Raw genomic sequence first — 24,585 nt, 5'->3', positions numbered from 1 at the left:
GCGTTCCTTTGGTCAGCATAATGTTTTCGCGGGCGATCCAAACCTATTCGGACCGCCCGCTGGGGGGATATATCTAGATGGTGCCGCCGAGCGATCCTTCGAGTTCCGCCAGCTCTTGACCACCCGCCATGAGGTCTTGGAGTTCGGACGCGGTGATCTCACCTTTTTGAGCGGTGCCAAGGGTTTGACCCCGATTGAGCACTGTAAAGCGGTCGCCCACCGCCATGGCGTGGCGCACGTTGTGCGAGATAAACACAACACCGACACCCTGACTGCGCACACGGTCAATCGTCGACAATACGTTAGACGTTTGGCGCACGCCGAGCGCCGAGGTCGGCTCGTCAAGGATCAACACTTTAGCCCCGAAATGCACGGCGCGCGCAATCGCTACGGTTTGGCGCTCACCACCCGATAACGTCCCGACCGCTTGGTCAGGGGCGCGGAGGTTAATCCCCATTTTGCGCATCTCGTCCATGCAAATCTCGTTGGCGGCATCGATGTCAAAGCGCCTCATCAGCCCCCTGCCCTTTGTCGGCTCGCGCCCCATGAAAAAGTTGCGCGTCACACTCATCAGCGGGATCATCGCGAGATCTTGGAATACCGTGGCAATGCCCGCCTCCATCGCATCACGTGGCGAATTGAACGACAGCGGCTTTCCCTCGAAATTGATCGAGCCTGCGGTCGGCTTATGCACGCCCGACATCGTTTTGATAAAGGTCGACTTGCCCGCACCGTTATCGCCAAGCAGGCAGTGACACTCACCAGGGGTGACATCGAACGTCACACCGTTGAGGGCAATCACATTGCCAAAGTGCTTTTTGATGCCGTCCATGTGGATGATTGGATGGGTCATATTAGCGCTCCCCCGTTACACGTTTGCGGATCACGTTATTGAACACCACAGCGAGCAACAACATGCCGCCGAGAAACACCTGGAACCAGTCCTGATCAAAATTTGTGTAGGTCAGACCGATGGTGACCATGCCAAAGATGATCGCACCAAAGAATGCGCCAATCGCCGAGCCGTAGCCCCCCGTGAGCAAGCACCCGCCAATAACGGCGGCAATAATGGCCTCGAACTCTTTCATAAACCCACGCCGCGCATCGGTCGATCCCGCGTCAATCACCGTGATGATCGCAACCAGAGCCGCGGCCATAGCCGTGACCATAAAGAGGGAGATTTTGACTTTCTTGGTCGGCACGCCCGAATTGGACGCCGCATTGGAATCGCCGCCCGTGGCAAACACCCAGTTTCCGATAGGTGTGCGCAACAAGACATAGGTGGCGATGAGCGCCAGCGCGATGAACCACAAGATCTCGACGGGAATTCCCGGAACTTTCGGCGCACCGTTTTTGAACGTCTCGACCATGCCGATATCAGCCAACCATGCAAACAGGCCTTCGAATGCATCACCCGAGAACAGGTTCAGCAATGGATCGCCCTCGACCGCATCGCGCACACCGCGCAACTGGGTTGAGCCGCCAGAGAAGAGTTTCAAACCGACAAGGGAAATCCCGCGCAAGATGAACAGACCCGCAAGTGTCACGATAAAAGACGGCAGGCCCGTGCGAATAACAATCGTTCCGTTGATCGCGCCAATTGCAGCGGACAAGGCAAGAGTGAGAGGAATGGCAAGCAAAAGCGGGAGGCCAAGGTTGACCGTCAACACGCCGAAAATCATCCCCGCAAAGGCAATCATGGAGCCGATGGACAGATCAAACTCGCCGCCGATCATCAACATCGCCGCCGCAATTCCCAGAATGCCAAGCTGTGCCGCGGGTGTCATAAAGTTCATAATCCCCGACAGGGTGAACATCGCGCTATCCGCGGTGATAAGAAAGAAAACGGTCACGAGGATCACGCCACCAATGGCGCCAAGTTCGGGTCGTTTCATAAGTTTGGTGGCAAATGACTCGGTTTTGATCCGCTCGTCACTCGCAACTGATGTGTCGCTCGCCATAAAATGCTCCTCCCAAAATAGATGTCAGGCCACACGGATGTGCGGCCTGACGAGTTCGTTTAGCGAATGCCTTGTGCGGACAGATCAATCACCAGACCTGCGGCCTCTTGGGTCACGAGGTTCGGACCAGATGGCACATTCCCACCGGGCATCAGGCCGTATTCGGCATTGAGCGCAAGGAACACGACAGGCAGATAGCCCTGAAGAAACTGCTGTTGGTCAATTGCGAACGCCGCTTTGCCTTCGGACACCGCTTTGAGGAAGCCTGCGGAGAGATCGAAGGACGCGATGAGAACGTCTGTGCGCCCGAGTGCTTCGACGGCGGCGACGGCGGGTTCCCCCACCAAAGAGGCGCCAAGGCCCAGAACCGTATCAACATCGGGATCGCTATCGAGCGCTGCACGCACTTTGGATTCAACTTCTGCTGGATCGGCTTGGGTCGGGATCACCTTGACCTCTTGAGCGAACCCGTCCGCAAACCCTTCGCACCGCAGATCAAGCGCCACGTTGCCCACTTCCTGGTTCACACAGATGCCTTTTGTGCCGCCCATGGAGGCAAGTTTTTTGCCTGCGGCAACACCAGCGTCATACTCGGACTGACCCACGTGCAACAATGCGCCAAGCTCTTCGGCGACATCAGAACCTGAGTTCATGGAAATCACGGGGATACCGGCAGCAACAGCGCGCTGGATCGATGGGCCAAGCGCATCGGCGTCAGGGATGGAGACCACAATGCCATCAGGCTCTTGGTTCACAGCTGCGTCGATGAGCTGGCTCATAGCAACCATGTCAAAGGTTTCGGGCGAACGGAATTCAACGTTTGCGCCTGTATCTTCGCCCGCTTTTTGAACGCCGTTTTTGACAACGGACCAGAACGGGTCATTGGCCTGACCGTGTGCAACGACGATGATGTCCGCAGCAAACACAGGAGCCGCAACAGCAACGGCAGCAGCGGTTGCAACGGATGCGAGTAGTTTATTCATTGGTATTCCTCCCTAGGAATTTTGTGGCGGCTAAAATCGGCCACCTTTCGATATCAGATGCCGCACGGCACCCGATGCATGTGCGCGGCTCCACCTCCTATGGGGCCGCGCGAACTCTTGACTTAGAGGCTAACGTCGACCGCCTGCCCCGTCTGGAAACTGTGCGTGGCGGCTTCGGCCATCGCCAAAGCGGCGATACCATCCTCAAGCGTGACAGGCATCGGCGTGCCATCGAGTGCAGCTGACACAAAGGCCTCCCACTCAGCGGCATAGGCCGGCATGTAGCGCTCAAGGAAAAAGTAGGTCGGCTTAGCCGACACAACGCCCGCAGTGGTGGATTTCACGACTGTGTTTTCCAACATATTTTGCGCCTGAAGCAGCCCCTCGGAGCCAAGCAACTCAATACGTTGATCATAGCCATACACCGCACGGCGGCTGTTTTTGATCACGGCAATACGCCCGTCTGCGTAGGTCATGGTCACCACGGCAGTATCGACATCTCCCGCCGCGCCAATCTCGGGATCGACAATAGATGAGCCAACGGCGCGCACTGTGACAGGGCGATCCCCCATCAAAAAGTTGGCCATGTCAAAATCGTGGATCATCATGTCGCGAAACAATCCGCCCGACACTTTGATGTAGGACACCGGCGGCGGTGCGGGATCAAAAGATGTCAGCGACAAAAGCTCGGCCTTGCCCACTTCGCCCGCAGCCAATGCACCGCGCAATGTCGCAAAACTTGGATCAAACCGGCGGTTAAAGCCGATCATGACAGGCTTGCCCGAGGACGCCGTCGCATCAAGACAGGCCTTGGCCCGCTCCAATGACAAATCAACAGGCTTCTCACACAAGACCGCCTTGCCCGCCGCCGTGGCGGCCTCAATCAGACCTGAATGGGTGTCCGTAGACGTGGCAATCAAAACCGCATCAATACTTGGATCGTTCAAAATGTCCTCGGTACTGCGCACCTCACATCCGTGTGTGGCACCAAGTGACTGGGCCGATGCCTCAAACACATCAGACACAGCAACAAGCGTCGAGCGCGCGTTGCCCGCAATATTCACGGCATGGACCTGACCGATGCGTCCAGCCCCCAACAAACCAACCTTAAGCATGACAATCTCCCTTTGTCGCGACTCTCCTCGCCGCGTTCTTGTGGAGAGTCATATTCATTTTGCACGCGCGTGCAAGACTTTTGTGCACGCGCGTGCAAAAATCACACGCGCGCACCGAACGGCCCCGCCCAAGACCCTTAAAAAGACTATGAATCCCAAGAGTTTCCGCCTAAAAAGAAATCTGCCACACGTAGGAGCGCACCGTTTGAAATCGTCCGACCTTCCCTTGAACATCACGGCAGATGATGTTGCCACGGCCGCAGGCGTGTCGCGCTGGACGGTGAATCGTGCGTTCAAAAAGGATGCGTCGATCTCGTCCAAATCACGCGAAAAAGTCATGGCCGCCGCCGAAGCGCTTGGATATGTGCCCGATCTACGGGCCGTGGCACTGGCCTCCGATCGCTCCAACCTTGTGGCGCTTTTGATCGACGACTTTGCCAATCCGCACAAACTGGTGATGCTCGAACGTCTCACGCGCGCTTTGCGCAGTCGTGGTTGGGATACGATGTTGGTCAACACCTTGAACCGTAACGATGCGGCCCCTGCCCTGCTCAACGCCAGTCGGCGGCGCGTGGACGCAACGATTTTGATCGGCATCCAGTTTGATGACGAGGTGTTAGACGCCGCCTACAAAGCGCGGCACTTTAAGAAACTCATCATCTTTGCGCGCTCGTCCGAAAATGAGGACACGATATCGATTTCCGTTGATGACCGCGCCGCGACTATTGAAATCGCCGAATATGTGCGTGATCGCGGATATCGCAAGCCATTCTACCTCGCCGGCCCGCGCACCGACTCGGCCCACTTGTCGCGCAAAGAAACCTTTGTTGATTTCTGGATGCAGACCTTTGGTGAAACCTGCGACAGCGTGCCCGTGCCCGCCTATGATCCCATACTTGCCGCCGATATTGTCGCTGAGGCCTTTGGTGGCAAAACCCGCGCCGAATTGCCCGATATTATCGTGTGTGAAAACGATGCCCTTGCACTTGGTACCATCGACGCGATCCGCCACCGTTTGGGTTTGAAAGTACCCGAAGATATTGCCGTGATCGGCTTTGACGATGTGCCACAGGGCGAAAGCCCCAATTACCGTCTAACGACATACCGCCAACCGCTTACGGATATGGCCAACTACCTCGTCGACGTGTTGGAAAGCTCACAGACCACGCAGCTCGACAAAACATTCATCGGGCGCATGGTCGTTCGCGAAAGCGCGTAGCACGGGGCATGAAAACACGATGAAACAGAAAGATCGTGAATTACGCGTGGATTTCGTCGGTGGCGCGGTGGCGCACAGGCTCCGCTTTGGCGGCGGGCGCGGACAGGCATTGGCAAAAGCGATGGGTCTGCGCAACGGCAAAACCCCGATGATTGTGGACGCCACTGCGGGCCTTGGTCGGGATTCATTTTTGCTCGCATCGCTGGGCGCGCAGGTCACACTGATCGAGCGGTCGCAAAAGATGCACGCGCTCTTGGCCAAAGGCATGGCTGACGCCGCTCAAGAAGGTGGGGAATTACGCGACATCATCGAGCGCATGACACTGATACAGGGGGACGCAAAAGATGTGCTGCCCCAACTCGATGCCCAAGCAATCTTGATCGACCCGATGCACCCCCCCCGCAAATCCACCGCGTTGGTGAAATTAGAATTGCGTCAAGTCCGCGATATCGTTGGAACCGATGTCGATGCCGCCGATTTGATGCGCGTGGCACTCGAAACCGCGCGCTCCCGAGTCGTCCTGAAATGGCCTGCAAAAGCCGATCCGATGATAGGCATCAAGCCCTGTTCACATCAAATATTGGGAAAAACAACGCGTTATGACGTGTGGATGATCGATTGAACGATAAAGACCCAGACCTCAAATGGGGCAAGGCCTCATCCGCACTCATTGCGAGTTGTTGCTAGGCCTCGGGTCCGTTAGTCTGCCCTCGAATGATATCCAAGGTTACCCTTTATGTCGAATTACATTAAATACCTTTCGGCCTTAAGCCGAAAAACAAAAGTTGTTTTGATGCTCGCGATGGATGCAACTTTGATTGCCCTGTCCTTTGTTTTCGCGATGCTGTTGAGATTGGAAAACCTAGCGTTTTTGAGCACGCCAGAGATTTGGGTGGCGATGGCGATCAGCGTTGCAACGGCATTGATCGCCTTTCGGTTTTTTGGGCTTTATCGCGCCATGCTTCGCTACATCACCGGCCGAATTCTCATTGCCATCGGAAAAGGCGCGATTGTGTCCGCGATCGTGCTCTACGGTGCCGGCACCCTCATAGGTGCAAGCCTGCCAAGGTCAGTACCGATCATTTTTATTATGTTTGTCTTCCTTTCTGTGGGCGGGCTGCGCTTTATCACTCGAACTTTTTTCCGCAATCCGAACCGATCACGAAAGCGGCCTGTTATTATCTACGGGGCTGGCGATTCTGGTTTACAGCTTTTGAACTCATTGTTTCACGGTCGCGATTATGCGCCCGTTGCACTTGTTGATGACAATCCCGCGCTCCAGAATTTGGCGATTGGTGGATTGAGCGTCGATGCCCCCGATCAAATTCCGCAGTTAATCCACGAAACGGGTGCCTCGGTCATCTTATTGGCCATTCCGAGTTTAGGCCGCGCGCGCCGCCGCGACATCATAAACTCACTTAAAGACCTGCAAGTGGAGATCAAAACGATCCCGGGCATGTCCGAAATCATCAGTGGCGAAGCAAAAATTTCAGAGTTGCGTACGGTGTCAGCCGAAGACCTGCTTGGCCGCGACCCCGTGGCGCCTGACGTCGAATTACTCGGCAAAAACATTACTGGACGCGTGGTCATGGTGTCCGGTGCGGGTGGATCGATTGGGAGTGAGCTTTGCCGCCAGATCCTGCGCCAAACCCCCACAACGCTTGTGCTCTTTGAAGTGTCCGAATTTGCCCTATACACGATTGAGGCCGAGCTCGCCGCAACCGCAGCGCAACTGACATCCAAAGTCAATATCGTACCTGTTTTAGGCTCTGTCCAACATAGTCAACGCCTTGAGGCAGTCATCAAGGCGTTCAATGTTCAAACCATTTTTCATGCGGCCGCCTACAAACACGTTCCACTCGTCGAAGAAAACGTAGTCGAGGGCATTCGAAACAACGTCTTTGGCACACTGGCGATCACCCGCGCTGCCGCAAAGCTTGGTGTAGAAAATTTCATTTTAATTTCAACCGATAAAGCCGTACGGCCTACGAATATTATGGGGGCGAGCAAACGTGTCGCTGAATTGATATGCCAAGCACATGCACAAGAGAATTCAGCCACCACATTTTCAATGGTGCGCTTTGGGAATGTGCTCGGCTCATCGGGATCAGTTATCCCGCTATTTCGCACTCAGATTGAAAACGGCGGTCCGATCACGATCACGCATCAAGATATCACACGCTATTTCATGACGATTCCCGAAGCATCACAACTGGTGATTCAAGCGGGCGCAATGGGCAAAGGCGGCGATGTTTTTGTCTTGGATATGGGGGAACCGGTCAAAATCCTTGAGCTTGCCTTGAACATGGTGAAGCTGCATGGGCTGACGCCATACCTCGTAGAGCACCCCGAACAGCTCATCCCTGATATGGGTGATATACCAATTTGCATCACGGGCTTGCGAAAGGGTGAGAAGCTGTATGAGGAGCTGCTTATCGGGAACAATCCCGCACCGACACAGCACCCACGCATCATGACAGCATCGGAGGCCTCCCTTGCGATGAGCGACCTCATGTCAATCCTGGATAGGCTAATGCGCGCTTGTGAGCGGTTCGACCTCCCTGAAATCGTCAAAATTCTAGACGAGCTTCCACTTGATTACGCGCCGCTGACGAAAGATATTTTTGACCTTATCTGGGATGCGGAACGCGAAAAAGCAGGGCAAACGTCTACACCCCACACCGAGGACGCCCGCGCATGACCTCCCTCCAAGATGGGAACAGAGGGATCGCCCGAACAGTATTCAGTCGCGCCCTTCACTCCTTTTTCCTCATGACCCGTGGGCTGACCCTTGGCGTGCGCGCGATCGTACAATGTGACGATGGCAAATTTTTACTGGTGCGCCACACATACACCCCCGGCTGGCACTTTCCGGGCGGTGGCGTCGAAAAAGGCGAGACAATTGAGCACGCTTTGAGCAAAGAATTACGTCAGGAGACCGGACTGGACCTCACGGGAAAGCCAAGCTTTCATGGTGTTTTCTTTAACAGCGGTGTCAGCAAAAGAGACCACATTTTGGTCTACCTATGTCAAGCGACCGGCTCTATCCCAAGCAAACCGAGTAGCATGGAGATTGCCGAGGTTGGGTATTTTGGCCTTGATGATCTGCCAGACGGAGTGGAGTCAGGGACGCTGCGCCGCATGCAAGAAATCGTCGAGGGCGCCACGCAAAGTGCAACTTGGTAATACCACCACCGTGTGGCTTATTGCGGGGTCATTTAGCGAACATCGGGACGATCACCGTCCCACCTGATCGACGCGCGCGCCACGAAATCGACGTCCCGACCACGTCCAATAACTCCGCAATGGCGGTCGATGCCTACACACCACCAACGTCGACAGATTGATTGTGGGCATTCCCCAAGTGCTGTTTCTAACGATCATCCGAAGGGCCAATTTGGAGCCTCCCCGTCCCCGTTGCTGCGATGCTTCGGGGCTTTTCTCGATGTAAGGACGATGGAACGCCGACCCTATAATCCCATTCGTTAAGTTCGCAATCGGGAAAGACACAACAATTGCCATGGCATTGTCAGAAGGAATCGGCGTGAGGCGGACGGAAAAACAATAACTCAAGGGGGGGGTAAGTGGCGGACAGATAGTCAGCCACAGCATTATTATATATTACTTATAATCGTTTAATAACAATATATTAATAGAAAATCCCAGATATAAAAGTGTAGCAAAATGTGTAGCACATCATTCTGGCGAACAGTTGGTTGCGGGAGGGCACAACCGCCTGAGCTACCGATTCTGAGGTGCGCTGTTTAGGCGGATGTAGATCTGCCGCTTTCTTTAGTCCACGACCCGAAATACACTGCCCGTCGCTGACTCTCGGATGAGATCGACCCGTGTCCCATCCCAGTGATAAGCAAGGTGCCGCCCTTGTACGGGGTGATGGGCGAGATCTGGGTAGAAGAGTCCGACACAATCTCCTGCCCCACGCACACTGGGATATGTGATCCCTTCAGAGTCACCCGCTCTAAGTGCCGCGGCGAGATTCTGGGAGTTCGTATAATCGTTAGGATCGAGTGCCGCATCGAAATCGCTGATGTCGCCCCTGATGTCATGCAACCGCGCATCCACACCCATCAAGAGTTCGCGAAACTGCGAAACCCAGCCTGGCGCCTCATTCGTAGCTGACATAAAACCTGCATAGTGATGCGCAGTCTCATGGACGGCAGTTTCAAAGTCACTTGCGATATAGAGGACACCCAAACGGCCATCTGAAAATCGGCTCGGCCGATCCACACTGGTATGTGTGAACGGTGCCATCAGATAACTGGCCCCCAGCCCTCCAACCCGTCGCTCAGCCGGAATCAGGTCAATGTTGCCAATGGTCTCCATCAGCCTTGGATTTGTTTTCTGCTCAGCCGAGATGAGCAAAGGCCAGTCTTCTGGCTCAGCAATGTCCTCGAACAGATCGATTGGCGGGAACACGCTTCGAATGATCCGAACAGCGCGATCCCACACGACATGATTGACTGGAATATCGGCGGTATTGATTACCAAGCGCCACGCTCCGCATCGACATACCGGCGAACGCGCATGAGGTCCGTGAGATCACCGCCGAGCATGATATTAAGAGCTGATCGGTCGCCAAATGCTGTGTTTCGCGCTTTGATCCAGCCGTAGGTTCGATCCGGTTCCGAAAAGATGATGCGAAGCGCTTTATGGACACCCAAAAGATTGGATAGCCTTGCTTTCATGTCTCGGTTAATGCGCCCAGGCTGACCAGCTTTCCAGCGACGATAAGTTCGCACCGGAAGGTCAAGCAGGACAGCGGCCTCTTCATCCGTGATGTCCCATTTTCCGAACAGGTTTAGAACGGCACGCAGCATTGCCCCGCCTTCCTCATCAGTAATTTTGGCAGGTACAAAATCAGGTGCGCAGGTTGTGACGGGTTGAAGTGCCATTAGACTCTCCTTTTGGCATCATATAGCAACTATGATGCCATATGGCAATGCATCTATCTCCCTAACGATGTCCAACAGAAGCGAACGCTATGTTGGCTTTTCGGTGAGTATGACACGACAGCGCGACTGCGCTGACCAACCTCTTCGCTGCGCTCAGTGCCACCTAGCCCTGCGCTTATTCTGGATGGAACCGCAGGTCCGCCTGCGTTTCATCCTTAAAGACCGCTTCTTGGGTAAAGTCGAAAACACCCATGCCCCTTCCCCGAAGGCGAACTCTGTTACAACAAACAAAGGCAGTCACCATACGTTTGTTAAAGCGGTGGGTGATCGGGTCGAGGGTCGCGGTGGTCATATTAGCGTCACCGAAAACCGTGGCCCATTCGCTAAAGCTCAAGTTGGTGGTGATGCTCGATGGCCTGAACGCCCACAGCGGCCTGTTTGAACTCGTCTGTAAACCGTATTCCCTTGTTCACATCTGTCTCTCCTTGCTTACAAAATTACCAAGCAAAGCGTCTAGGGAACTGGGGGCACCTCACCTTGCAACATTCAGAAGCGATTGAAGTCACTTGCACACATCAAGGGTTTTCTCCCAATGTATCTTGGCCGCGAAGGCGGAAATTGCAGACCCGACAAGCAGGATTGCGGCAAGGCCGAAAGTTCCCCACCATCCGGTGCGATCAAACATCAACCCGCCACCCGATGCGCCCAAGGCGATGGCGAACTGGATGACTGCCACCTGCAAACCGCCGCCTTCCTCGGCCTCGTCACGCAGAACGCGACTGAGCCACGTGCCCCAGCCCACCGGCGCCGCGGTCGCGACGAAGCCCCAGGCAACGAGCAGAACAGCAATCGGGATTTGCCGTGGCGTGACCGAGATCAACAGCACAGCAATCACCGCCATCAGTAGTGGAATGGCAATATTGATGGCATAAAGGTAGCGCGCCAGTCGCTTGCTGACCATCCACGACCCAGCGACACCTGCGAGACCGAGCCCGAGAAACACCACAGACAGTGCGTTGACCGAATAACCCGCTACGCTTTCGAGGTAGGGGCGCAGGTAGGTGAAGAGTGCAAATTGGCCCATGAACAAGAACAAGATCGCCGCCATGCCGAAAGCGATTTGCGGACGCCGCAGCAGGCCAAAGACATTCCCCCGTGTGGCACGTCCGCGCGGAGGCAGGGGCGGCATGCTGACCCACTGCCAGATCAGCGCAACCAGCCCAAGGGGCACGACCAGAAAGAACGCACCCCGCCAACCAATCAGATCTCCCAAAAAGGCCCCGAGCGGTGCAGAGACGGTTGCCGCAATCGCGACGCCCGCGTTCAGCATGGCGAGCCCCCAAGGCACATCTCCTTCGGGCAAGAGGCGCATGATGATGGCAGTGGACATACCCCAGAAGCCGCCGATGGCGATCCCCAACAACAACCGGCCAGCCATGAGTGTGATGTAATTTGGCGCAAACGTGACGATCAATCCCGATGCGATCAATATGACCGAAAAGGCCAACAACACCGTCCTACGATCGATATTGCGGGTCACGCTTGCGGCGCTCAGGCTCGTGAGTACTGCGAAGATACCGGAGATCGAAATTGCCTGTCCCACCTGCCCTTCCGACACGCCTGGGTCGGTTGCGATCGGGGTCAAAAGGCTGACCGGCATGAACTCAGACGCGATCAAAGCCGCGACGCAGAGCGTCATCGAAAGGACGGCTCCGGTGGCAGGGTTTGCGACGGATGATGGGTGAGAGCCGGTGGTGTTCATTCGCAAATCCCAAAGCAACAAAAACGGAAAAAGGCGTTACATGACGAGGTGGCTCGGCGCAAGCGCCGTGGGTCGGGCCAACTCTACCACTGACGGTCAGCCGTGGTAGTCGTCGTCGATGACCTGCTCCAACCACGTGACTGGGCTTCCGTCCAGGCTCTCATGGACCGCGATGTGCGACATGGCTGTGTCGGGTGACGCACCGTGCCAGTGTTTTTCGCCTGCCGCAAAACAAATGACGTCGCCGGGGCGGATCACTTCGATGGGACCGCCTTCTCGCTGCACGCGCCCCATGCCGGCCGTGACGATCAATGCCTGTCCGGCGGGGTGAGTGTGCCACGCCGTTCGGGCGCCGGGTTCGAACGGCACTAAAGCACTCCCAGTGCGGCCCGGGGCCTCAAACGTGAAGAGTGGGTCGATCCGAACTTGGCCGGTGAAATAATCTGTCGGGCCGCAGACCGACGGTTGTGATCCTGCGCGCATGATCTTCATTGACATGACCTTTCCTAGGTTTGCCCGTAAAGGGCAATTCACTTCGCAATATCTCGCGCCATCGTAAGATCGCGATTTGCCGCAGCGACGAAGATCACCACGGGGTAACGATCAAAGCTGTTGAGCTGTTGGGCGGAAGATGATTTCGCTTACATCCACATCCTCGGGTTGGCTGATCGCAAATGCCGCCATTCGCGCAAAGCTGTCTGCGGGAATACCGACTTTGCCTGAAATATTGTTGCTCATTATAGCTCTCCGGTTGTCTTGTGAAAAACGGAGCGAACCCCGCAGATGTGAGCTATGGACGGTCAGTCCACAGCTTCAATCGTGACCGTAACTGGGTCGGCGTGGTCGAAAATCGACACGTCGTCTAGGACCTCGCCAAGGATCACGATCCCCGGCAAGGGTACGCGCCCCGTCCGGTAGTAAATGACGAAATCGCCCGTACCCCAAAGCCCGAGCGTGCCGGTCGCGAAATCACGCTGGCGGACGGCGGACGGCAGGCCCCGTGGCAGCTTGCCCGTCTTTTCCTGCCGTAAGTGGTCGGGCATCGGCAGCTCCAACGGCAACATGACCCGACGAGCCAGTGCAGCAGGATTGTCATTCAGCGTCGCGACAACAGAGTTATTCCCGCTGGTGATACGAATGCGGTCCTGGGCCATGGCGGGAAAACTCGCTCCTACGAGGGTTAGTGACAGTAAGACGGTGCGTAGCATTTTCCCTCCTTTCGATGGGCAAAAGTGCAGCATCGCACTGGTCTGCGTTTCGATTTTTAGATACTTAAGCCAAATCGGCCTTCGCAATTAGTACAGTAATTCCGCATGGACTTATCGCCTGCCTCGATCAATCATCCAGAGGCAAGTGGGAGTATTCGATGCGCAAGCCCGATTTTAACGATCTTGTCTGGTTTCAGGCCGTGGCCGAACTGCGCAGCTTCACCAAGGCAGCAGCCAAAATTGGCGTGGCACAATCGACACTCAGCCAGCGGATCAAAGACCTCGAGGCGCGGATGGGCGTCTCTATTCTGACGCGGACCACGCGCAACGTGGCCCTGACTGCAGCAGGCGAGCGGCTGCTTGAGACTATTTCCCCGCGCTTTGCCGCTATCGAGGATGACATCGCCGATCTGATGGCCCTGCGCGATATGCCGTCAGGGTCGATCCGCCTGACGCTTTCCGACCACGCCTTCGAAAGCGTTGTCTGGCCAAAGCTGAAACCAGTCCTTGCCTCAAATCCCGACATCGCCATCGAATTCAGCATTGACGGCGGCTTTCGCAATATCGTCGAGGACGGGTTTGATGCCGGTGTCCGGCTGGGCGAGAGCATCGAGAAGGACATGATCGCAGTGCGGATAGGTCCGGATTGGCGGCTGGTGGCCGTGGCGTCGCCCAGCTACGTCGCTCGCCGAGGCGTACCAGAACATCCGCAGGATCTCATCCATCACAACTGCATTGGCATGCGCCATATCACGTCTGGCGGCCTCTATTCTTGGGAATTCGAGAAAGACGAGCAGCCACTGCGCGTTCGCGTCGATGGCCAGCTGGTCTTTAACAACGCCTACGCGATGATCGACGCGGCCGTTTCAGCCCTAGGGATTGCTTACATGCCCGAGAATATCGTGGCAGAAGCGTTGGAGGCGGGAACTCTCGTCCAAGTACTGGACGATTGGTCGCCGTTCTTCGAGGGTTATTACCTCTACTATCCGAGCCGACGTCAGAATATGCCCGTGTTCAAAATCTTGACGGATGCACTGCGCCATAAGGCTTAGAGAATTTGAAATGACCTTTGCCAAAATGACGATCATATCCTCGAGGCAATACTGAAGTGGTCCTGCTTTTCAGGACAGGTTTGCGGCTTGGCTAAAATGCATCTGGTGTGTGTTCATGCCGCTTTTCGTATCTCTGCGTAGCCAAAGTATGCGATGTCCGGAGTGCGCTTATCAAAGGCTATGCGGCGCGCTTGGACCGCCGTTTGCGATAAAGCTTATCCGGTGCAGTCACTTCAAGAATGTCTACACGAGCGATCTGCATATATCGCAAAAGCCCCGCGCAATAGCTGCCGGTGCATTCGACCCCAATCCGTTTCCAGTCTCCGAATGAGCGCATCCATGTCAGCATTTGCTTGTAACCCCGCCGTGTTGTGGCAAAGCTCTGTGTTCCCAGCACTTGATCATTGTCATCGACAACGGCAGCAACGTGGAGGTCTTTATGTGATGTCGGCGCACACGATGTCGCCCAGCCGAGAAGCCGGATTGAGGAAGGTAAGCTGCAATCTCCTGAACTGTCCTGTCGCCACGCAGCGCCACAAGCGCCACAACAGCCTTAAACCTGTCTGAAACGTTTCGTCGCTTCGTCATTCTCGTATCCATTCATCAGTGTTGGATACACCTTAGCACGCTGTCCGAATTTGCCAGACCACGTCATCGCTTATAACTCGTGCAAGAATCGACACTGTCCCAAATGTGAGGGACCGGCGGCGCACGACTGGATGGCGGCATCGCCCGACAACATCAATGCCATCGCGTTGTGTACTTCATCTTGGGTCAAGCTACGCGGGCGACCTTTACCTTGGGCCACGATACCGACAAACGGAGTACGCGTCATTCAGCAGCCATCGGTAATTGCAATCCTGCCAAAATAGCGGAGAGTTCAGGCTTGCATGAGCCACAATTTGTGCCTGCACAAGTTACTTCGCCGATGGCATCAACCGTCCTCGCGCCGTCTGCAATTGCGCTGCGCACAGTGTTGACCCCGACATTCATGCACGCGCAGATGATCGCTCCCGCATCCACATGATCCGCCCCCCCGCGCCCTGCCAGTGACGACAAGGCGCTTGTTTCTGTCCCGATCAACGAAACAACATAGGATCGCGCCAAACGCACGGGCGTTGGGCTCGCGAAAAAGAGGGCAGTCAATCGTTTACCCTCGTGAAGCGCAATTCGGACAAGACCGCTTTTTAAGTCCTCCAAAACGGAAATATCGCCACTGGGTGCCGCTAAGATATCACGCACAAAAGGGTCCCAATCGTCAGGCGCTTTGGTATCCGCAAACTCGCCTTGCCACCCCGTCGCCGTTCGACTGATCGCAGCGTAGCGACCAGTCGGTGCAAGTGGCGACACACTCGCCCCGAACCCGAACCAAGCGGCCTCGAACCTTCGCGCCACGATACTGCCCGTCTTCAGAGCAGGTTGTCCCGATATAGGGTCCACATTAGATGTAATGAGCTGGTTGATCTTGCCAGAGGCGGCCTGCTGCCCGGTCCAATGCATCGGCGCAAACACTTGTCCCTTGGTCGCGCGATCAGTGATCAAGGCTCGTAATATCACATCACCATGAAGGCTTTTAACTGCAACAAGATCGCCGTAGCCAACGCCCATCGCGGTCGCATCATCAGGGTGCATTTCAGCGTAGGGTTCCGCCAAATGGGCCCCCAAACGGGGTGCCTTTCCCGTGCGCGTCATCGTGTGCCATTGGTCGCGATTACGCCCCGTATTCAGCGTCAACCCCTCAGAAGGCACCGCAACGGGCGGCGTCACAGCAATCATTCGCGCCTTGCCATCCGGATGAAAAAACCCGCCATTCGCAAAGAAGCGTTTGTTGTTGGGCCATTGTGTCGGGATCAAATCGGCGTAATCCGCGTCGGCAAAAATGCTCAGATCAAGGTCCCTACCGAAGTCACGTGTTGCGGCAGAAAGCGCCACATACTCCGCGAATACTTCGGCAGCAGACCGATAGGAAAACGCATCCCCCCAACCCATCTTTTGGGCCACATCACAGATGATCTTCCAGTCTGGACGGGCCATTTCGGGGCGAGGTAAAAAGGCCCGCTGCCGCGAAATGCGCCGTTCTGAATTGGTCACGGTGCCGTCCTTTTCGCCCCAGCCTGTCGCAGGCAAAAGCACGTCAGAAAGGTCTCCAGTGTCCGTCCGCGCCATGATGTCAGAGACCGCAACAAACGGCACGTTGGCGATTGCTGCGGCGACGGCTTTTGCGTCAGGCATGCTGACGGCGGGGTTCGTGGATATGATCCAGAGCGCTTTGATTTTACCTGCGGCACAGGCTTGAAAAAGGTCAATGGCCTTAAGTCCCGCGGACGTGCAAATCGTTGGGCTTGCCCAGAAACCTTGAACAGCATCACGGTGACCTGCATTCTCGATATCGAGGTGATTTGCCAGCATATTGGCCATCCCGCCGACCTCTCGCCCCCCCATTGCGTTGGGCTGGCCCGTGACCGAGAACGGCCCGCAGCCTGCCTTGCCAATCCGCCCTGTTGCAAGGTGGCAATTGATGATCGCGTTGACCTTATCAGTTCCGCTTGTCGATTGGTTTACGCCTTGCGAATAGACGGTCACGACCTTCGGAGTGCCTGCCCAAAGCGCGTAGAATTGCGCGAGGCCCTCTGGCGAAAGTCCTGATTGCGAAGGATCGGTCTGAGCCGCCAACTCAATTGCTTCCCGCGCGCCCGCAACATGTGCGTCAAGATAGGCATGGTCGAGATTTTTGGTTTCGGCAAGATAAGTCAGGAGCCCGTTGAACAACGCCACATCCCCATCGGGGGCAACCCGCAAATGGACATCGGCCAAGTCGGTCGTCGCGGTTCTGCGCGGGTCGATATTGACCACTTTCATGTCGGGCCGCGCCGTCTTTGCCGCCGCAATGCGTTGGTGCAGAACGGGATGGCACCACGCGAGATTTGATCCGACCAAGACAATTAAATCGGCGTCTTCCAAGTCTTCGTAAATGCCGGGAACGGTATCAGATCCAAATGCACGCTTATGACCTGCGACCGATGACGCCATGCAAAGTCTTGAATTGGTGTCTATATTTGCTGACCCGATAAAGCCCTTCATCAACTTGTTGGCGACGTAGTAGTCCTCAGTGAGCAACTGCCCAGACACATAAAACGCAACGCTGTCGGGGCCGTGATCGCGAATTGCTTCGCTGAACTTGGAGGCCACCAGGTCAAGTGCGGTATCCCAATCAGTGTCTACACCGTGGACTTTGGGGGCCAAAAGACGCCCCTCCAGATCGATCGTTTCGCTCAGTGCGGTCCCTTTAGAACAAAGCCTGCCGAAGTTCGCGGGGTGGTCCGGGTCGCCCTTGATCGTGCCGTCTGCGCCCGCCAAAACGCCACAACCAACCCCGCAATAAGGGCAAACTGTTTTGGTCAGCGTCATGCAACTGCCCTCTGGCTTAGGAACTCCGCATCAAGCAAAATTCGCCCCGCTTCTACCCGCGCAGGATAGGTCGCGACCTTGCCTTCGTCTGGACCTTGCACCAGTCCTGTTTCCAGTGAGATGACCCAGTTGTGCAGCGGACAAGTGACGGAATTTCCGTGCACGATCCCCTCGGCGAGTGGTCCATTTTTATGCGGGCAAGCGTTGTCCAGCGCAAAAACCTCGTCAGCGCCCGTGCGGAAAATCGCGACGCAGCCGTGAGCCGTTTTGACCAGTCGCGCGCCCCGTTGCGGAACGGCGTCGAGGGGTGAAATGTCGATCCAGTTGGTCATTCTGCGGCCTCCAAAGTCAGGTTGGCAATTGGTTGGTACGTCTCTGCTTTGGTCACATGCTCTGCCCAAGGATCGTTGCGGAAAACCGATTGAGACACCTCAAAACGGGCAGCCAACGCGGCGCGGTTTTCAAGGTCTGCGATCTGATCCTTGATCCAGTCGAGGCCCACCTTGTTCATCCATTTATAGATGCGATCGAGGTATTTCGCGTTCTCGCGGTAGCTTTGCGTGACGGCCTTAATCACCTCCATCGCCTCATCTTCCGTGGCGACTTGGATCAACAACTCGGTTTCTTTCACGTCCATACCCGCGGCACCGCCTATGCTAATTTGATAGCCACTATCGACGCAAATAATGCCAATATCTTTGCACGTTGCCTCGGCACAATTGCGCGGACAACCAGAGACACCCAGCTTCAGCTTATGTGGCGTCCAAGAGCCCCAAAGTGTCTTTTCCAGCTTGATCCCCAGACCCGTGGAATCTTGTGTTCCAAAGCGGCAATGATCGGTCCCAACGCAAGTTTTTACCGTGCGTAGACCCTTGGAATACGCATGGCCAGACACCATGCCTGCATCGTTCAGGTCTTTCCAAATGGCGGGCAAATCCTCGCCCTTCACGCCTAGCAAATCGATCCGCTGACCGCCCGTGACCTTGACCGTGGGGACCATGTATTTATCGGCGGCATCAGCAATCGCACGCAATTCGTCAGGTGTGGTAATGCCGCCCCACATGCGCGGCACGACAGAGAATGTGCCATCCTTCTGGATGTTGGCATGCTTGCGCTCGTTGATGAAACGCGACTGCGGATCGTCGGTGTAGTCAAGCGGCCAGTCTGCCAGTAGGTAGAAGTTCAATGCCGGGCGGCACACATGGCACCCACACGATGTTTTCCACCCGCAAGCCTGCCACACGGCGGGCATAGATTTCAACTCTTGTGACTTGATCATGCGGCGCACGTCCTCATGCGTCATTTCGGTGCAGGCACAAATGCTTGCGGCCGCAGGCATGACAAATGCATCGCCAAGAGTGACCGCTAAAACCTGTTCAACCAAGCCTGTGCAGGTCCCGCATGACGCCGATGCCTTGGTCATTGCCTTGATCGCGCCGAGGTCCGTCGCCCCCACTGCAATCGCATCTTCAATCTGTCCTTTGCAAATGCCGTTACACCCACAAATCTCCGCATCACGCGGCAAGGCTGCAACGGCTAAGAGCGGGTCCGACGCACCGCCCCCCTGATACGCAGGGCCGAAAATGAGGGTCTCGCGCATTTCGGAAACATCGGTCTTGTCGCGGATCAGGCCAAAGAACCAATTGCTATCAGCCGTATCGCCATACATCACGGCACCGATGATGCAGCCATCCTCAAGCACCAAACGGCGGTAAACGCCACGCGCAGGGTCGCGGAAAACGATATCCTCGCGGCCCTCGCCCTCGGCAAAATCACCAGCGCTAAACAGATCACAACCCGTGACCTTTAACTTCGTCGACAACTCCTTTGGCGTGAACACGTCAGGTTCGCCCATTAGCGTCTTTGCGACAACCTTTGCTTGGTCATAAAGCGGCGCCACCAACCCGAACAACTGTCCATTCAACTCCACACATTCGCCAACGGCCAGAATGTCGGGGTCGGATGTTTCCATCTGTGCGTTGACCTCGACGCCACGCGCCACGGTCAAATGCGCACCCGTTGCGAGGCGCGTCTCCGGGCGAATGCCAACGGCCATGACAACAATATCAGCCTCCAGAACCTCGTCACCTTCCAAAAGCACACCTTCGACCTTATCCTCACCAAGAATAGCCTTGGTCGAGGCGTGACACTTCACAGTAATTCCGCGTTTTTCAAGATCGCGGCGCAGCAGATAACCCGCCGCCTCATCCAGTTGACGCTCCATCAGGTGACCCATCAGGTGCAACACAGTGACGTCCATCCCACGCTCAGCCAGCCCTGCTGCAGCCTCAAGTCCCAGTAAGCCGCCACCAATTACAACCGCCTTGCCGCCCTTCTCAGAGGCCGCAATCATCGCATTCGTATCGTCAAGATCGCGGTAGGTGATAACGCCCGAAAGATCCTTGCCCTGCACCGGAATGATGAATGGGGCGGACCCTGTTGCGATAAGCAGTTTGTCGTAATGCTCGGTGCCATTCTTGCTCGTCACCGTCTTGGCGACTTTATCAATCCCAGTAATATGTGTACCAAAATGACAGGTCACACCGTTGGTTTCATACCAGTCGGCATCATGGGTGACGATGTCTTCGTAGGTCTTTTCACCCGACAAAACCGGCGACAACATGATACGATTATAGTTGCCCCGCGCCTCAGCGTTATACAGCGTGATGTCGTAATCCGCCTTCGCTTCCAATAGGTGCTCCAACACCCGACCAGAGGCCATGCCCGCCCCGATAACAATCAGTTTCTGGGTCATCATATTACTCCGCTGCAATTGTGGTGGGTTTCGATTTCGGCTTTGAGCCATGCTCGTATTCCTCAAGGAAATCGAGAACTTCGGCACGGTATTTGTAGTAATCGGGATGCTCTAACAATGCCTTGCGGGTGCGTGGACGGGGTAGTTTTACATCGATAATTTTACCGATTGTCGCTTGCGGTCCGTTGGTCATCATCACGACGCGGTCGGCGAGCAAAATCGCCTCGTCAACGTCATGTGTGACGCAAATCGCGGTCACTTTGGTGCGCGACCACACCTCCATCAATACCTCTTGCAGCTCCCAACGGGTCAGGCTGTCGAGCATGCCGAAAGGCTCATCAAGAAGAAGCAATTTCGGAGATAGAGCAAAGGCACGGGCGATGCCAATACGCTGCTTCATGCCGTTCGACATAGAGGCCGCTAGCTTGTCCATGCTATCAGCCAATCCAACCCGTTCGAGATAATATTCGATCACATCCTGTCGCTCGGCGTGTGATGCGCGTGGGTAAACCTTGTCCACGCCGATCGCCACATTTTCCTTGGCCGTCAGCCACGGAAACAAGTTCGGGGATTGGAATACAACGGCGCGTTCTGGATCGGCGCCTTCCACGTTCCAACCGTCAAGGCGGATCGCCCCCTTAGAGATCGGGTTCAGGCCAGCGGCCATCGTAAGAACCGTGGATTTGCCGCAACCAGAGTGGCCAATGAGGCTGATAAATTCGCCCTTGTTCACCTTCAGATCAAAGTCTTCAACGACTGTAAGCGGTCCCTTTGGTGTGGGGTAAATTTTATGGAGCTGCGAAAAGTTAAGGTATCTTTGTTCGATTCCGCCCTCTTGTGCCTCGTCGACAACGGCAGGCAGTGAATGGATTGGAGTGACCTTTGGCAAGGCGCATGTGTCTTCGACCTTAGCCGCGATGCCCACGTCCATCAGGTAGTTGGTGACCTTGACCCGCAACGCCTTAAACTGAGCATCATCGTTCATCGCACTGCGGTCGCGGGGTCGTGGGATGTTGACGGTGACAGGGGCACCTAGGGTGCCATCGGGGTTCAGAGGGATGATACGATCCGCAAGCAAAACTGCCTCGTCCACATCATTCGTGATCAAGATGCAAGTCTTTTTGTCCTTTTCCCAGATGTCCAAAATCTCATCGGCAAGATTGGCCCGAGTGAGGGCGTCAAGGGCACTAAGAGGTTCATCCAAAAGCAGCATTTCTGGGTTCATCGCCAACGCACGGGCAACAGAAACACGCTGACGCATGCCGCCAGATAGCTCTGACGGACGGCGCGATTTGGCGTGACTTAGGCCGACCATACCAACGTAGTGGTCGATTTTGGCGTTGCGTTCGGCCTTGTCCAATTTTGGGAAAACCGCATCAACCGCAAGACCGACATTGCCGCCAACAGTAAGCCACGGCATCAGAGAATAGCTTTGAAAAACCAAGCCGCGCTCGGGCCCCGGCCCCTTAATCGGCGCGCCTTTGAAAGAAACTGTGCCGCTATCTGGCACATCTAAACCCGCAATCAGGTTCATCAGCGTTGATTTACCTGTGCCAGAAAAGCCAAGGATCGCGATGAACTCTCCTTGTGCCACATCAAGGCTAATATTTTGCAAAACCTCGTTGCGCTGGATACCAGTGCCGAAGCCTTTGGAGACGTTTTGAAAACTGAGGATGCTCATGATGATTACCGGTTCTCTGAGAAGGTGAACATGGATTGCAGGGCATACATCACGCGGTCCAACAGGAATCCGATGATACCAATGGTGAAGACCGCAACCATGATTTTGGCGAGCGATTGCGACGATCCGTTCTGGAATTCATCCCAGACAAATTTTCCCAATCCGGGGTTCTGCGCGAGCATTTCCGCGGCGATCAAAACCATCCAACCCACACCAAGAGACAGGCGTAACCCAGTGAAAATCAACGGTAACGCGGAAGGTAGCACCAGTTTGGTGATCTTCGCATAGGTTGACATTTTCAAAACCTTGGAGACGCTGACGAGGTCCTTATCTATGGACGACACGCCAAGAGCAGTGTTGATCAAGGTAGGCCAAAGCGAGCAAAGCGTCACTGTGATCGCGGAGACAAGAAAAGACTTGGAAAACATGCCGTCGTTCGTCGCGTAAACTGCCGAGACGATCATGGTTACGATCGGGAGCCAAGCGAGCGGACTGACGGGTTTGAATATCTGTATCAACGGGTTGATCGCAGCGTTTGCCGTGGGCGATAGGCCGGCCATAATACCCAGTGGAATAGCGATGAAAGAGGCGATCAGAAAGCCGAAAAACACCGTCTTAATCGACGTCCAGATTTGCGCGTAGTAAGTCGGCTTTCCTGTATAGACCCGCTCTTTGACATCGTCCATGCGGCCCTCGGCGATGAGGTCGGCGTTGCGTTTGTCTTGACGGTCGTAGAAGGCATCTTCCTTGGCCCGTTCGCGCACAGCGTCTTCATGTAGGCCTACCGCTTGCTCCCAGACTTGTGAGGGACCGGGGATGGCACCAAGAGAGGTTTGCACGGTGGGCGCGAGGGCTGACCATGCACCTAGGAATAGGAGAATTGCGAGGAGCGGAACGCCCAAAAGTCGCCAGATTTCTGAGGCTTGCGCCTTTGGGTTATCGCCAGACGCGGCCTTGAGGATTGGGGTCATCCACGCGAGGCCAAAGACTTTGAACCATGCATCGGCCTTGTTGATCCGTGTGAATAGGCGGGCGCGGCGCGCTTCTGAGGACAGTGTATCGGGGTCAATTGCGGTCATGATATGGGCCTAATTTGCTGTGTCACTAAGCATGCACCGCGCTTCTGCGCGGCGCACTTTGTTCAGGTCAGTCTTGGATCTGATTTCCGACAATGGTTTGGGTGCCTTTGAGGCCGATTGGCAGGCTCTCTAGGTAGGCGTTTGGCGCGCGTCCATCATAGGCGATGCCGTCGATGATATCCTCAGCAGGCGTTGGCGCCTTAAAGCCATCGCTGTCCCAAGGAAAATCGGCCTCGTCTGCCATGCCCTCGTCAACCAACAGACGGGCAGCCTCTAGGTAAATGTCAGGACGGTAAACGTCCTTGGCTGTCTCAACGAACCACTCGTCGGTTTGCGGCTCCGCGATTTGGCCCCAGCGGCGCATTTGCGTCAGATACCAGATCGCGTCCGAGTAGAACGGGTATGTCGCATTGTGACGGAAAAAGGTGTTGAAGTCTGGCGCAGGGCGCACATCGCCTTTTTCGAACTCGAAAGAGCCTGTCATGGAGTTCGCGATCACTTCGGCGTCTGCACCAACGTATTCGGAACGCGACAGGATTTCGACCGCCTCTTCACGGTTAGCGTTGTCGTTTTCATCTAGCCAGATCGCGGCGCGGATCAGTGCCTTGGTCAACGCGATTGTTGTGTTTGGGTTTTCCTCGGCGAATTCAGCGGTGATACCGAACACCTTTTCAGGGTTGTTCTTCCACATATCGTAGTCTGTGATAACAGGCACGCCAATACCTTTGAACACGGCTTGCTGGTTCCACGGCTCGCCCACAGAATAGCCAAAGATTGTGCCCGCTTCCATCGTGGATGGCATTTGCGGCGGCGGTGTTACGGAGAGGTAAACCTCTGCGCCGATCTGGCCGCTGACGTCGTCGGGGGAGTAGTAGCCCGGCTCTAGGCCGCCAGCCGCGAGCCAATAGCGAATTTCGTAATTGTGCGTGGAGACAGGGAACACCATGCCCATGTTGAATGGCTCGCCGCGGTCACGGTAGCTCTCAATCACGGGGGCCAAGGCCGCGGCGCTAATCGGGTGCTGCGGGCGGCCATCGTCCATCAACGGCACATTCGGCTTCATTTGTTCCCAGATGTCATTAGAGACCGTGATCGCGTTGCCGTTCAGGTCCATGGAGAACGGTGTGATGATGTGCGCTTGCGTACCGTAGCCGATTGTCGCGGCGATGGGTTGACCTGCGAGCATATGCGCGCCGTCAAGCTGGCCGTCGATCACGCCGTCAAGCAGCACCTTCCAGTTGGCTTGGGCTTCTAGCGTGACGAACAGGCCCTCTTCCTCGAAATAGCCCTGCTCATAAGCGACAGCCAGTGGTGCCATGTCGGTCAGTTTAATAAAGCCGAACTTAAGCTCGTCTTTTTCGAGGTCCAGCATTTCGGCCATGGCGGGTGTCGCACAAAGTGCAGTAGACGCGAGCAACCATTTGAAAGTGTTCATCATTTTTCCCTGTC

Annotated in this window: 21 protein-coding genes and 3 pseudogenes; 6 read left to right on the top strand and 18 right to left on the bottom strand. The window is 55.6% G+C overall.

Annotation, left to right across the window (positions count from 1 at the left end; all coding sequences use genetic code 11):
- Nucleotides 1-73: 73 nt before the first annotated feature.
- The 4 genes from IMCC12053_RS00950 to iolG form a co-directional block, all read right to left on the bottom strand.
- Complete coding sequence (locus tag IMCC12053_RS00950) at nt 74-853, bottom strand: ATP-binding cassette domain-containing protein (RefSeq protein WP_062214866.1); 780 nt, start codon at nt 851-853, stop codon at nt 74-76.
- Between the two features lies 1 nt (nt 854).
- Nucleotides 855-1,961 (bottom strand): ABC transporter permease, encoded by a 1,107-nt coding sequence (locus IMCC12053_RS00945; protein ID WP_062214864.1) that lies wholly within the window; start codon nt 1,959-1,961, stop codon nt 855-857.
- Between the two features lie 59 nt (nt 1,962-2,020).
- Nucleotides 2,021-2,944: a sugar ABC transporter substrate-binding protein gene (locus IMCC12053_RS00940; protein ID WP_062214862.1), complete on the bottom strand. Its 924-nt coding sequence runs from the start codon at nt 2,942-2,944 to the stop codon at nt 2,021-2,023.
- A gap of 122 nt (nt 2,945-3,066) precedes the next feature.
- Nucleotides 3,067-4,059: an inositol 2-dehydrogenase gene (gene iolG, locus IMCC12053_RS00935; protein ID WP_062214860.1), complete on the bottom strand. Its 993-nt coding sequence runs from the start codon at nt 4,057-4,059 to the stop codon at nt 3,067-3,069.
- A 205-nt stretch (nt 4,060-4,264) separates the two neighbouring features.
- Here iolG and IMCC12053_RS00930 point away from each other — a divergent pair, with 205 nt between their 5' ends.
- The 4 genes from IMCC12053_RS00930 to IMCC12053_RS00915 all read left to right on the top strand — a co-directional run bounded on the left by IMCC12053_RS00930 (nt 4,265) and on the right by IMCC12053_RS00915 (nt 8,464).
- The gene (locus tag IMCC12053_RS00930; protein WP_236852484.1) at nt 4,265-5,278 is read left to right on the top strand and encodes a LacI family DNA-binding transcriptional regulator; all 1,014 of its coding nucleotides are present in this window, start codon (nt 4,265-4,267) and stop codon (nt 5,276-5,278) included.
- A gap of 19 nt (nt 5,279-5,297) precedes the next feature.
- Complete coding sequence (locus IMCC12053_RS00925; protein ID WP_062214858.1) at nt 5,298-5,900, top strand: class I SAM-dependent methyltransferase; 603 nt, start codon at nt 5,298-5,300, stop codon at nt 5,898-5,900.
- 114 nt (nt 5,901-6,014) lie between these two features.
- Entirely contained in the window at nt 6,015-7,979 is a 1,965-nt protein-coding gene (locus IMCC12053_RS00920) for a polysaccharide biosynthesis protein (protein WP_062214856.1), read from the top strand.
- On the top strand, nt 7,976-8,464 hold the full coding sequence (locus IMCC12053_RS00915) for an NUDIX domain-containing protein (protein WP_062214854.1): 489 nt from the start codon (nt 7,976-7,978) through the stop codon (nt 8,462-8,464). Before IMCC12053_RS00920 ends, IMCC12053_RS00915 begins: the two co-directional genes overlap by 4 nt.
- Before the next feature lie 606 nt (nt 8,465-9,070).
- Here IMCC12053_RS00915 and IMCC12053_RS00910 read toward each other — a convergent pair.
- The 7 genes and pseudogenes from IMCC12053_RS00910 to IMCC12053_RS00890 all read right to left on the bottom strand — a co-directional run bounded on the left by IMCC12053_RS00910 (nt 9,071) and on the right by IMCC12053_RS00890 (nt 13,107).
- Complete coding sequence (locus tag IMCC12053_RS00910; protein ID WP_062214851.1) at nt 9,071-9,787, bottom strand: RES family NAD+ phosphorylase; 717 nt, start codon at nt 9,785-9,787, stop codon at nt 9,071-9,073.
- The gene (locus IMCC12053_RS00905) at nt 9,781-10,191 is read right to left on the bottom strand and encodes an MbcA/ParS/Xre antitoxin family protein (protein ID WP_062214850.1); all 411 of its coding nucleotides are present in this window, start codon (nt 10,189-10,191) and stop codon (nt 9,781-9,783) included. The genes IMCC12053_RS00910 and IMCC12053_RS00905 overlap by 7 nt, the downstream gene beginning before the upstream one ends.
- A 319-nt stretch (nt 10,192-10,510) precedes the next feature.
- Nucleotides 10,511-10,597: pseudogene (locus IMCC12053_RS16040) on the bottom strand (ATP-binding protein); the annotation flags it as partial.
- A gap of 156 nt (nt 10,598-10,753) precedes the next feature.
- Nucleotides 10,754-11,953, bottom strand: a complete 1,200-nt coding sequence (locus IMCC12053_RS00900; protein ID WP_062214848.1) for an MFS transporter — start codon at nt 11,951-11,953, stop codon at nt 10,754-10,756.
- Nucleotides 11,954-12,049: 96 nt separating this feature from the next.
- Nucleotides 12,050-12,445 (bottom strand): (R)-mandelonitrile lyase, encoded by a 396-nt coding sequence (locus tag IMCC12053_RS00895; protein ID WP_062220674.1) that lies wholly within the window; start codon nt 12,443-12,445, stop codon nt 12,050-12,052.
- Between the two features lie 111 nt (nt 12,446-12,556).
- Nucleotides 12,557-12,691, bottom strand: a complete 135-nt coding sequence (locus tag IMCC12053_RS16125) for a hypothetical protein (protein ID WP_256209977.1) — start codon at nt 12,689-12,691, stop codon at nt 12,557-12,559.
- 62 nt (nt 12,692-12,753) lie between these two features.
- Nucleotides 12,754-13,107, bottom strand: a complete 354-nt coding sequence (locus tag IMCC12053_RS00890) for a cyclophilin-like fold protein (RefSeq protein ID WP_205623924.1) — start codon at nt 13,105-13,107, stop codon at nt 12,754-12,756.
- A 212-nt stretch (nt 13,108-13,319) separates the two neighbouring features.
- Here IMCC12053_RS00890 and IMCC12053_RS00885 point away from each other — a divergent pair, with 212 nt between their 5' ends.
- The gene (locus IMCC12053_RS00885; protein ID WP_062214844.1) at nt 13,320-14,213 is read left to right on the top strand and encodes a LysR family transcriptional regulator; all 894 of its coding nucleotides are present in this window, start codon (nt 13,320-13,322) and stop codon (nt 14,211-14,213) included.
- 190 nt (nt 14,214-14,403) lie between these two features.
- Here the strand turns inward: IMCC12053_RS00885 and IMCC12053_RS16035 are convergent.
- Nucleotides 14,404-14,697: pseudogene (locus tag IMCC12053_RS16035) on the bottom strand (IS110 family transposase); the annotation flags it as partial.
- Between the two features lie 166 nt (nt 14,698-14,863).
- On the opposite strand from IMCC12053_RS16035, the pseudogene IMCC12053_RS16255 reads away from it, so the two are divergent.
- Nucleotides 14,864-14,956 (top strand): annotated as a pseudogene (locus IMCC12053_RS16255) (transposase zinc-binding domain-containing protein); the annotation flags it as partial.
- An 88-nt stretch (nt 14,957-15,044) separates the two neighbouring features.
- Here the strand turns inward: IMCC12053_RS16255 and IMCC12053_RS00880 are convergent.
- The 6 genes from IMCC12053_RS00880 to IMCC12053_RS00855 all read right to left on the bottom strand — a co-directional run bounded on the left by IMCC12053_RS00880 (nt 15,045) and on the right by IMCC12053_RS00855 (nt 24,574).
- Nucleotides 15,045-17,621, bottom strand: a complete 2,577-nt coding sequence (locus tag IMCC12053_RS00880; RefSeq protein WP_062214842.1) for a nitrate reductase — start codon at nt 17,619-17,621, stop codon at nt 15,045-15,047.
- Nucleotides 17,618-17,953, bottom strand: coding sequence for a nitrite reductase small subunit NirD (nirD, locus tag IMCC12053_RS00875; protein WP_062214840.1), 336 nt, complete (start codon nt 17,951-17,953; stop codon nt 17,618-17,620). Before nirD ends, IMCC12053_RS00880 begins: the two co-directional genes overlap by 4 nt.
- Nucleotides 17,950-20,376, bottom strand: coding sequence for a nitrite reductase large subunit NirB (gene nirB / locus IMCC12053_RS00870; RefSeq protein WP_062220671.1), 2,427 nt, complete (start codon nt 20,374-20,376; stop codon nt 17,950-17,952). The genes nirD and nirB overlap by 4 nt, the downstream gene beginning before the upstream one ends.
- Before the next feature lie 4 nt (nt 20,377-20,380).
- Nucleotides 20,381-22,057 carry an ABC transporter ATP-binding protein gene (locus tag IMCC12053_RS00865; RefSeq protein ID WP_062214839.1) on the bottom strand — a complete coding sequence of 559 codons (1,677 nt, stop codon included), beginning with the start codon at nt 22,055-22,057 and terminating at the stop codon, nt 20,381-20,383.
- A 5-nt stretch (nt 22,058-22,062) separates the two neighbouring features.
- Entirely contained in the window at nt 22,063-23,136 is a 1,074-nt protein-coding gene (locus IMCC12053_RS00860; protein WP_062214837.1) for an ABC transporter permease, read from the bottom strand.
- 67 nt (nt 23,137-23,203) lie between these two features.
- Nucleotides 23,204-24,574, bottom strand: coding sequence for a CmpA/NrtA family ABC transporter substrate-binding protein (locus tag IMCC12053_RS00855; protein ID WP_062214836.1), 1,371 nt, complete (start codon nt 24,572-24,574; stop codon nt 23,204-23,206).
- Between the last annotated feature and the right edge of the window lie 11 nt (nt 24,575-24,585).

The sequence above is a fragment of the Celeribacter marinus genome (assembly GCF_001308265.1).
In the GTDB taxonomy this organism is placed as follows: Bacteria; Pseudomonadota; Alphaproteobacteria; order Rhodobacterales; family Rhodobacteraceae; genus Celeribacter; species Celeribacter marinus.
The sequence above is the reverse complement of the archived record's forward strand: the minus strand, read 5'-3'. Positions and strand labels throughout refer to the sequence as shown.

Coding starts and splice junctions, on each gene's coding strand:
- IMCC12053_RS00950 (WP_062214866.1), bottom strand. CDS start 853: ATGACCCATCCAATCATCCACATGGACGGCATCAAAAAGCACTTTGGC.
- IMCC12053_RS00945 (WP_062214864.1), bottom strand. CDS start 1,961: ATGGCGAGCGACACATCAGTTGCGAGTGACGAGCGGATCAAAACCGAG.
- IMCC12053_RS00940 (WP_062214862.1), bottom strand. CDS start 2,944: ATGAATAAACTACTCGCATCCGTTGCAACCGCTGCTGCCGTTGCTGTT.
- iolG (WP_062214860.1), bottom strand. CDS start 4,059: ATGCTTAAGGTTGGTTTGTTGGGGGCTGGACGCATCGGTCAGGTCCAT.
- IMCC12053_RS00925 (WP_062214858.1), top strand. CDS start 5,298: ATGAAACAGAAAGATCGTGAATTACGCGTGGATTTCGTCGGTGGCGCG.
- IMCC12053_RS00920 (WP_062214856.1), top strand. CDS start 6,015: ATGTCGAATTACATTAAATACCTTTCGGCCTTAAGCCGAAAAACAAAA.
- IMCC12053_RS00915 (WP_062214854.1), top strand. CDS start 7,976: ATGACCTCCCTCCAAGATGGGAACAGAGGGATCGCCCGAACAGTATTC.
- IMCC12053_RS00905 (WP_062214850.1), bottom strand. CDS start 10,191: ATGGCACTTCAACCCGTCACAACCTGCGCACCTGATTTTGTACCTGCC.
- IMCC12053_RS00900 (WP_062214848.1), bottom strand. CDS start 11,953: ATGAACACCACCGGCTCTCACCCATCATCCGTCGCAAACCCTGCCACC.
- IMCC12053_RS00895 (WP_062220674.1), bottom strand. CDS start 12,445: ATGAAGATCATGCGCGCAGGATCACAACCGTCGGTCTGCGGCCCGACA.
- IMCC12053_RS16125 (WP_256209977.1), bottom strand. CDS start 12,691: ATGAGCAACAATATTTCAGGCAAAGTCGGTATTCCCGCAGACAGCTTT.
- IMCC12053_RS00890 (WP_205623924.1), bottom strand. CDS start 13,107: ATGGCCCAGGACCGCATTCGTATCACCAGCGGGAATAACTCTGTTGTC.
- IMCC12053_RS00885 (WP_062214844.1), top strand. CDS start 13,320: ATGCGCAAGCCCGATTTTAACGATCTTGTCTGGTTTCAGGCCGTGGCC.
- IMCC12053_RS00880 (WP_062214842.1), bottom strand. CDS start 17,621: ATGACGCTGACCAAAACAGTTTGCCCTTATTGCGGGGTTGGTTGTGGC.
- nirD (WP_062214840.1), bottom strand. CDS start 17,953: ATGACCAACTGGATCGACATTTCACCCCTCGACGCCGTTCCGCAACGG.
- nirB (WP_062220671.1), bottom strand. CDS start 20,376: ATGACCCAGAAACTGATTGTTATCGGGGCGGGCATGGCCTCTGGTCGG.
- IMCC12053_RS00865 (WP_062214839.1), bottom strand. CDS start 22,057: ATGAGCATCCTCAGTTTTCAAAACGTCTCCAAAGGCTTCGGCACTGGT.
- IMCC12053_RS00860 (WP_062214837.1), bottom strand. CDS start 23,136: ATGACCGCAATTGACCCCGATACACTGTCCTCAGAAGCGCGCCGCGCC.
- IMCC12053_RS00855 (WP_062214836.1), bottom strand. CDS start 24,574: ATGATGAACACTTTCAAATGGTTGCTCGCGTCTACTGCACTTTGTGCG.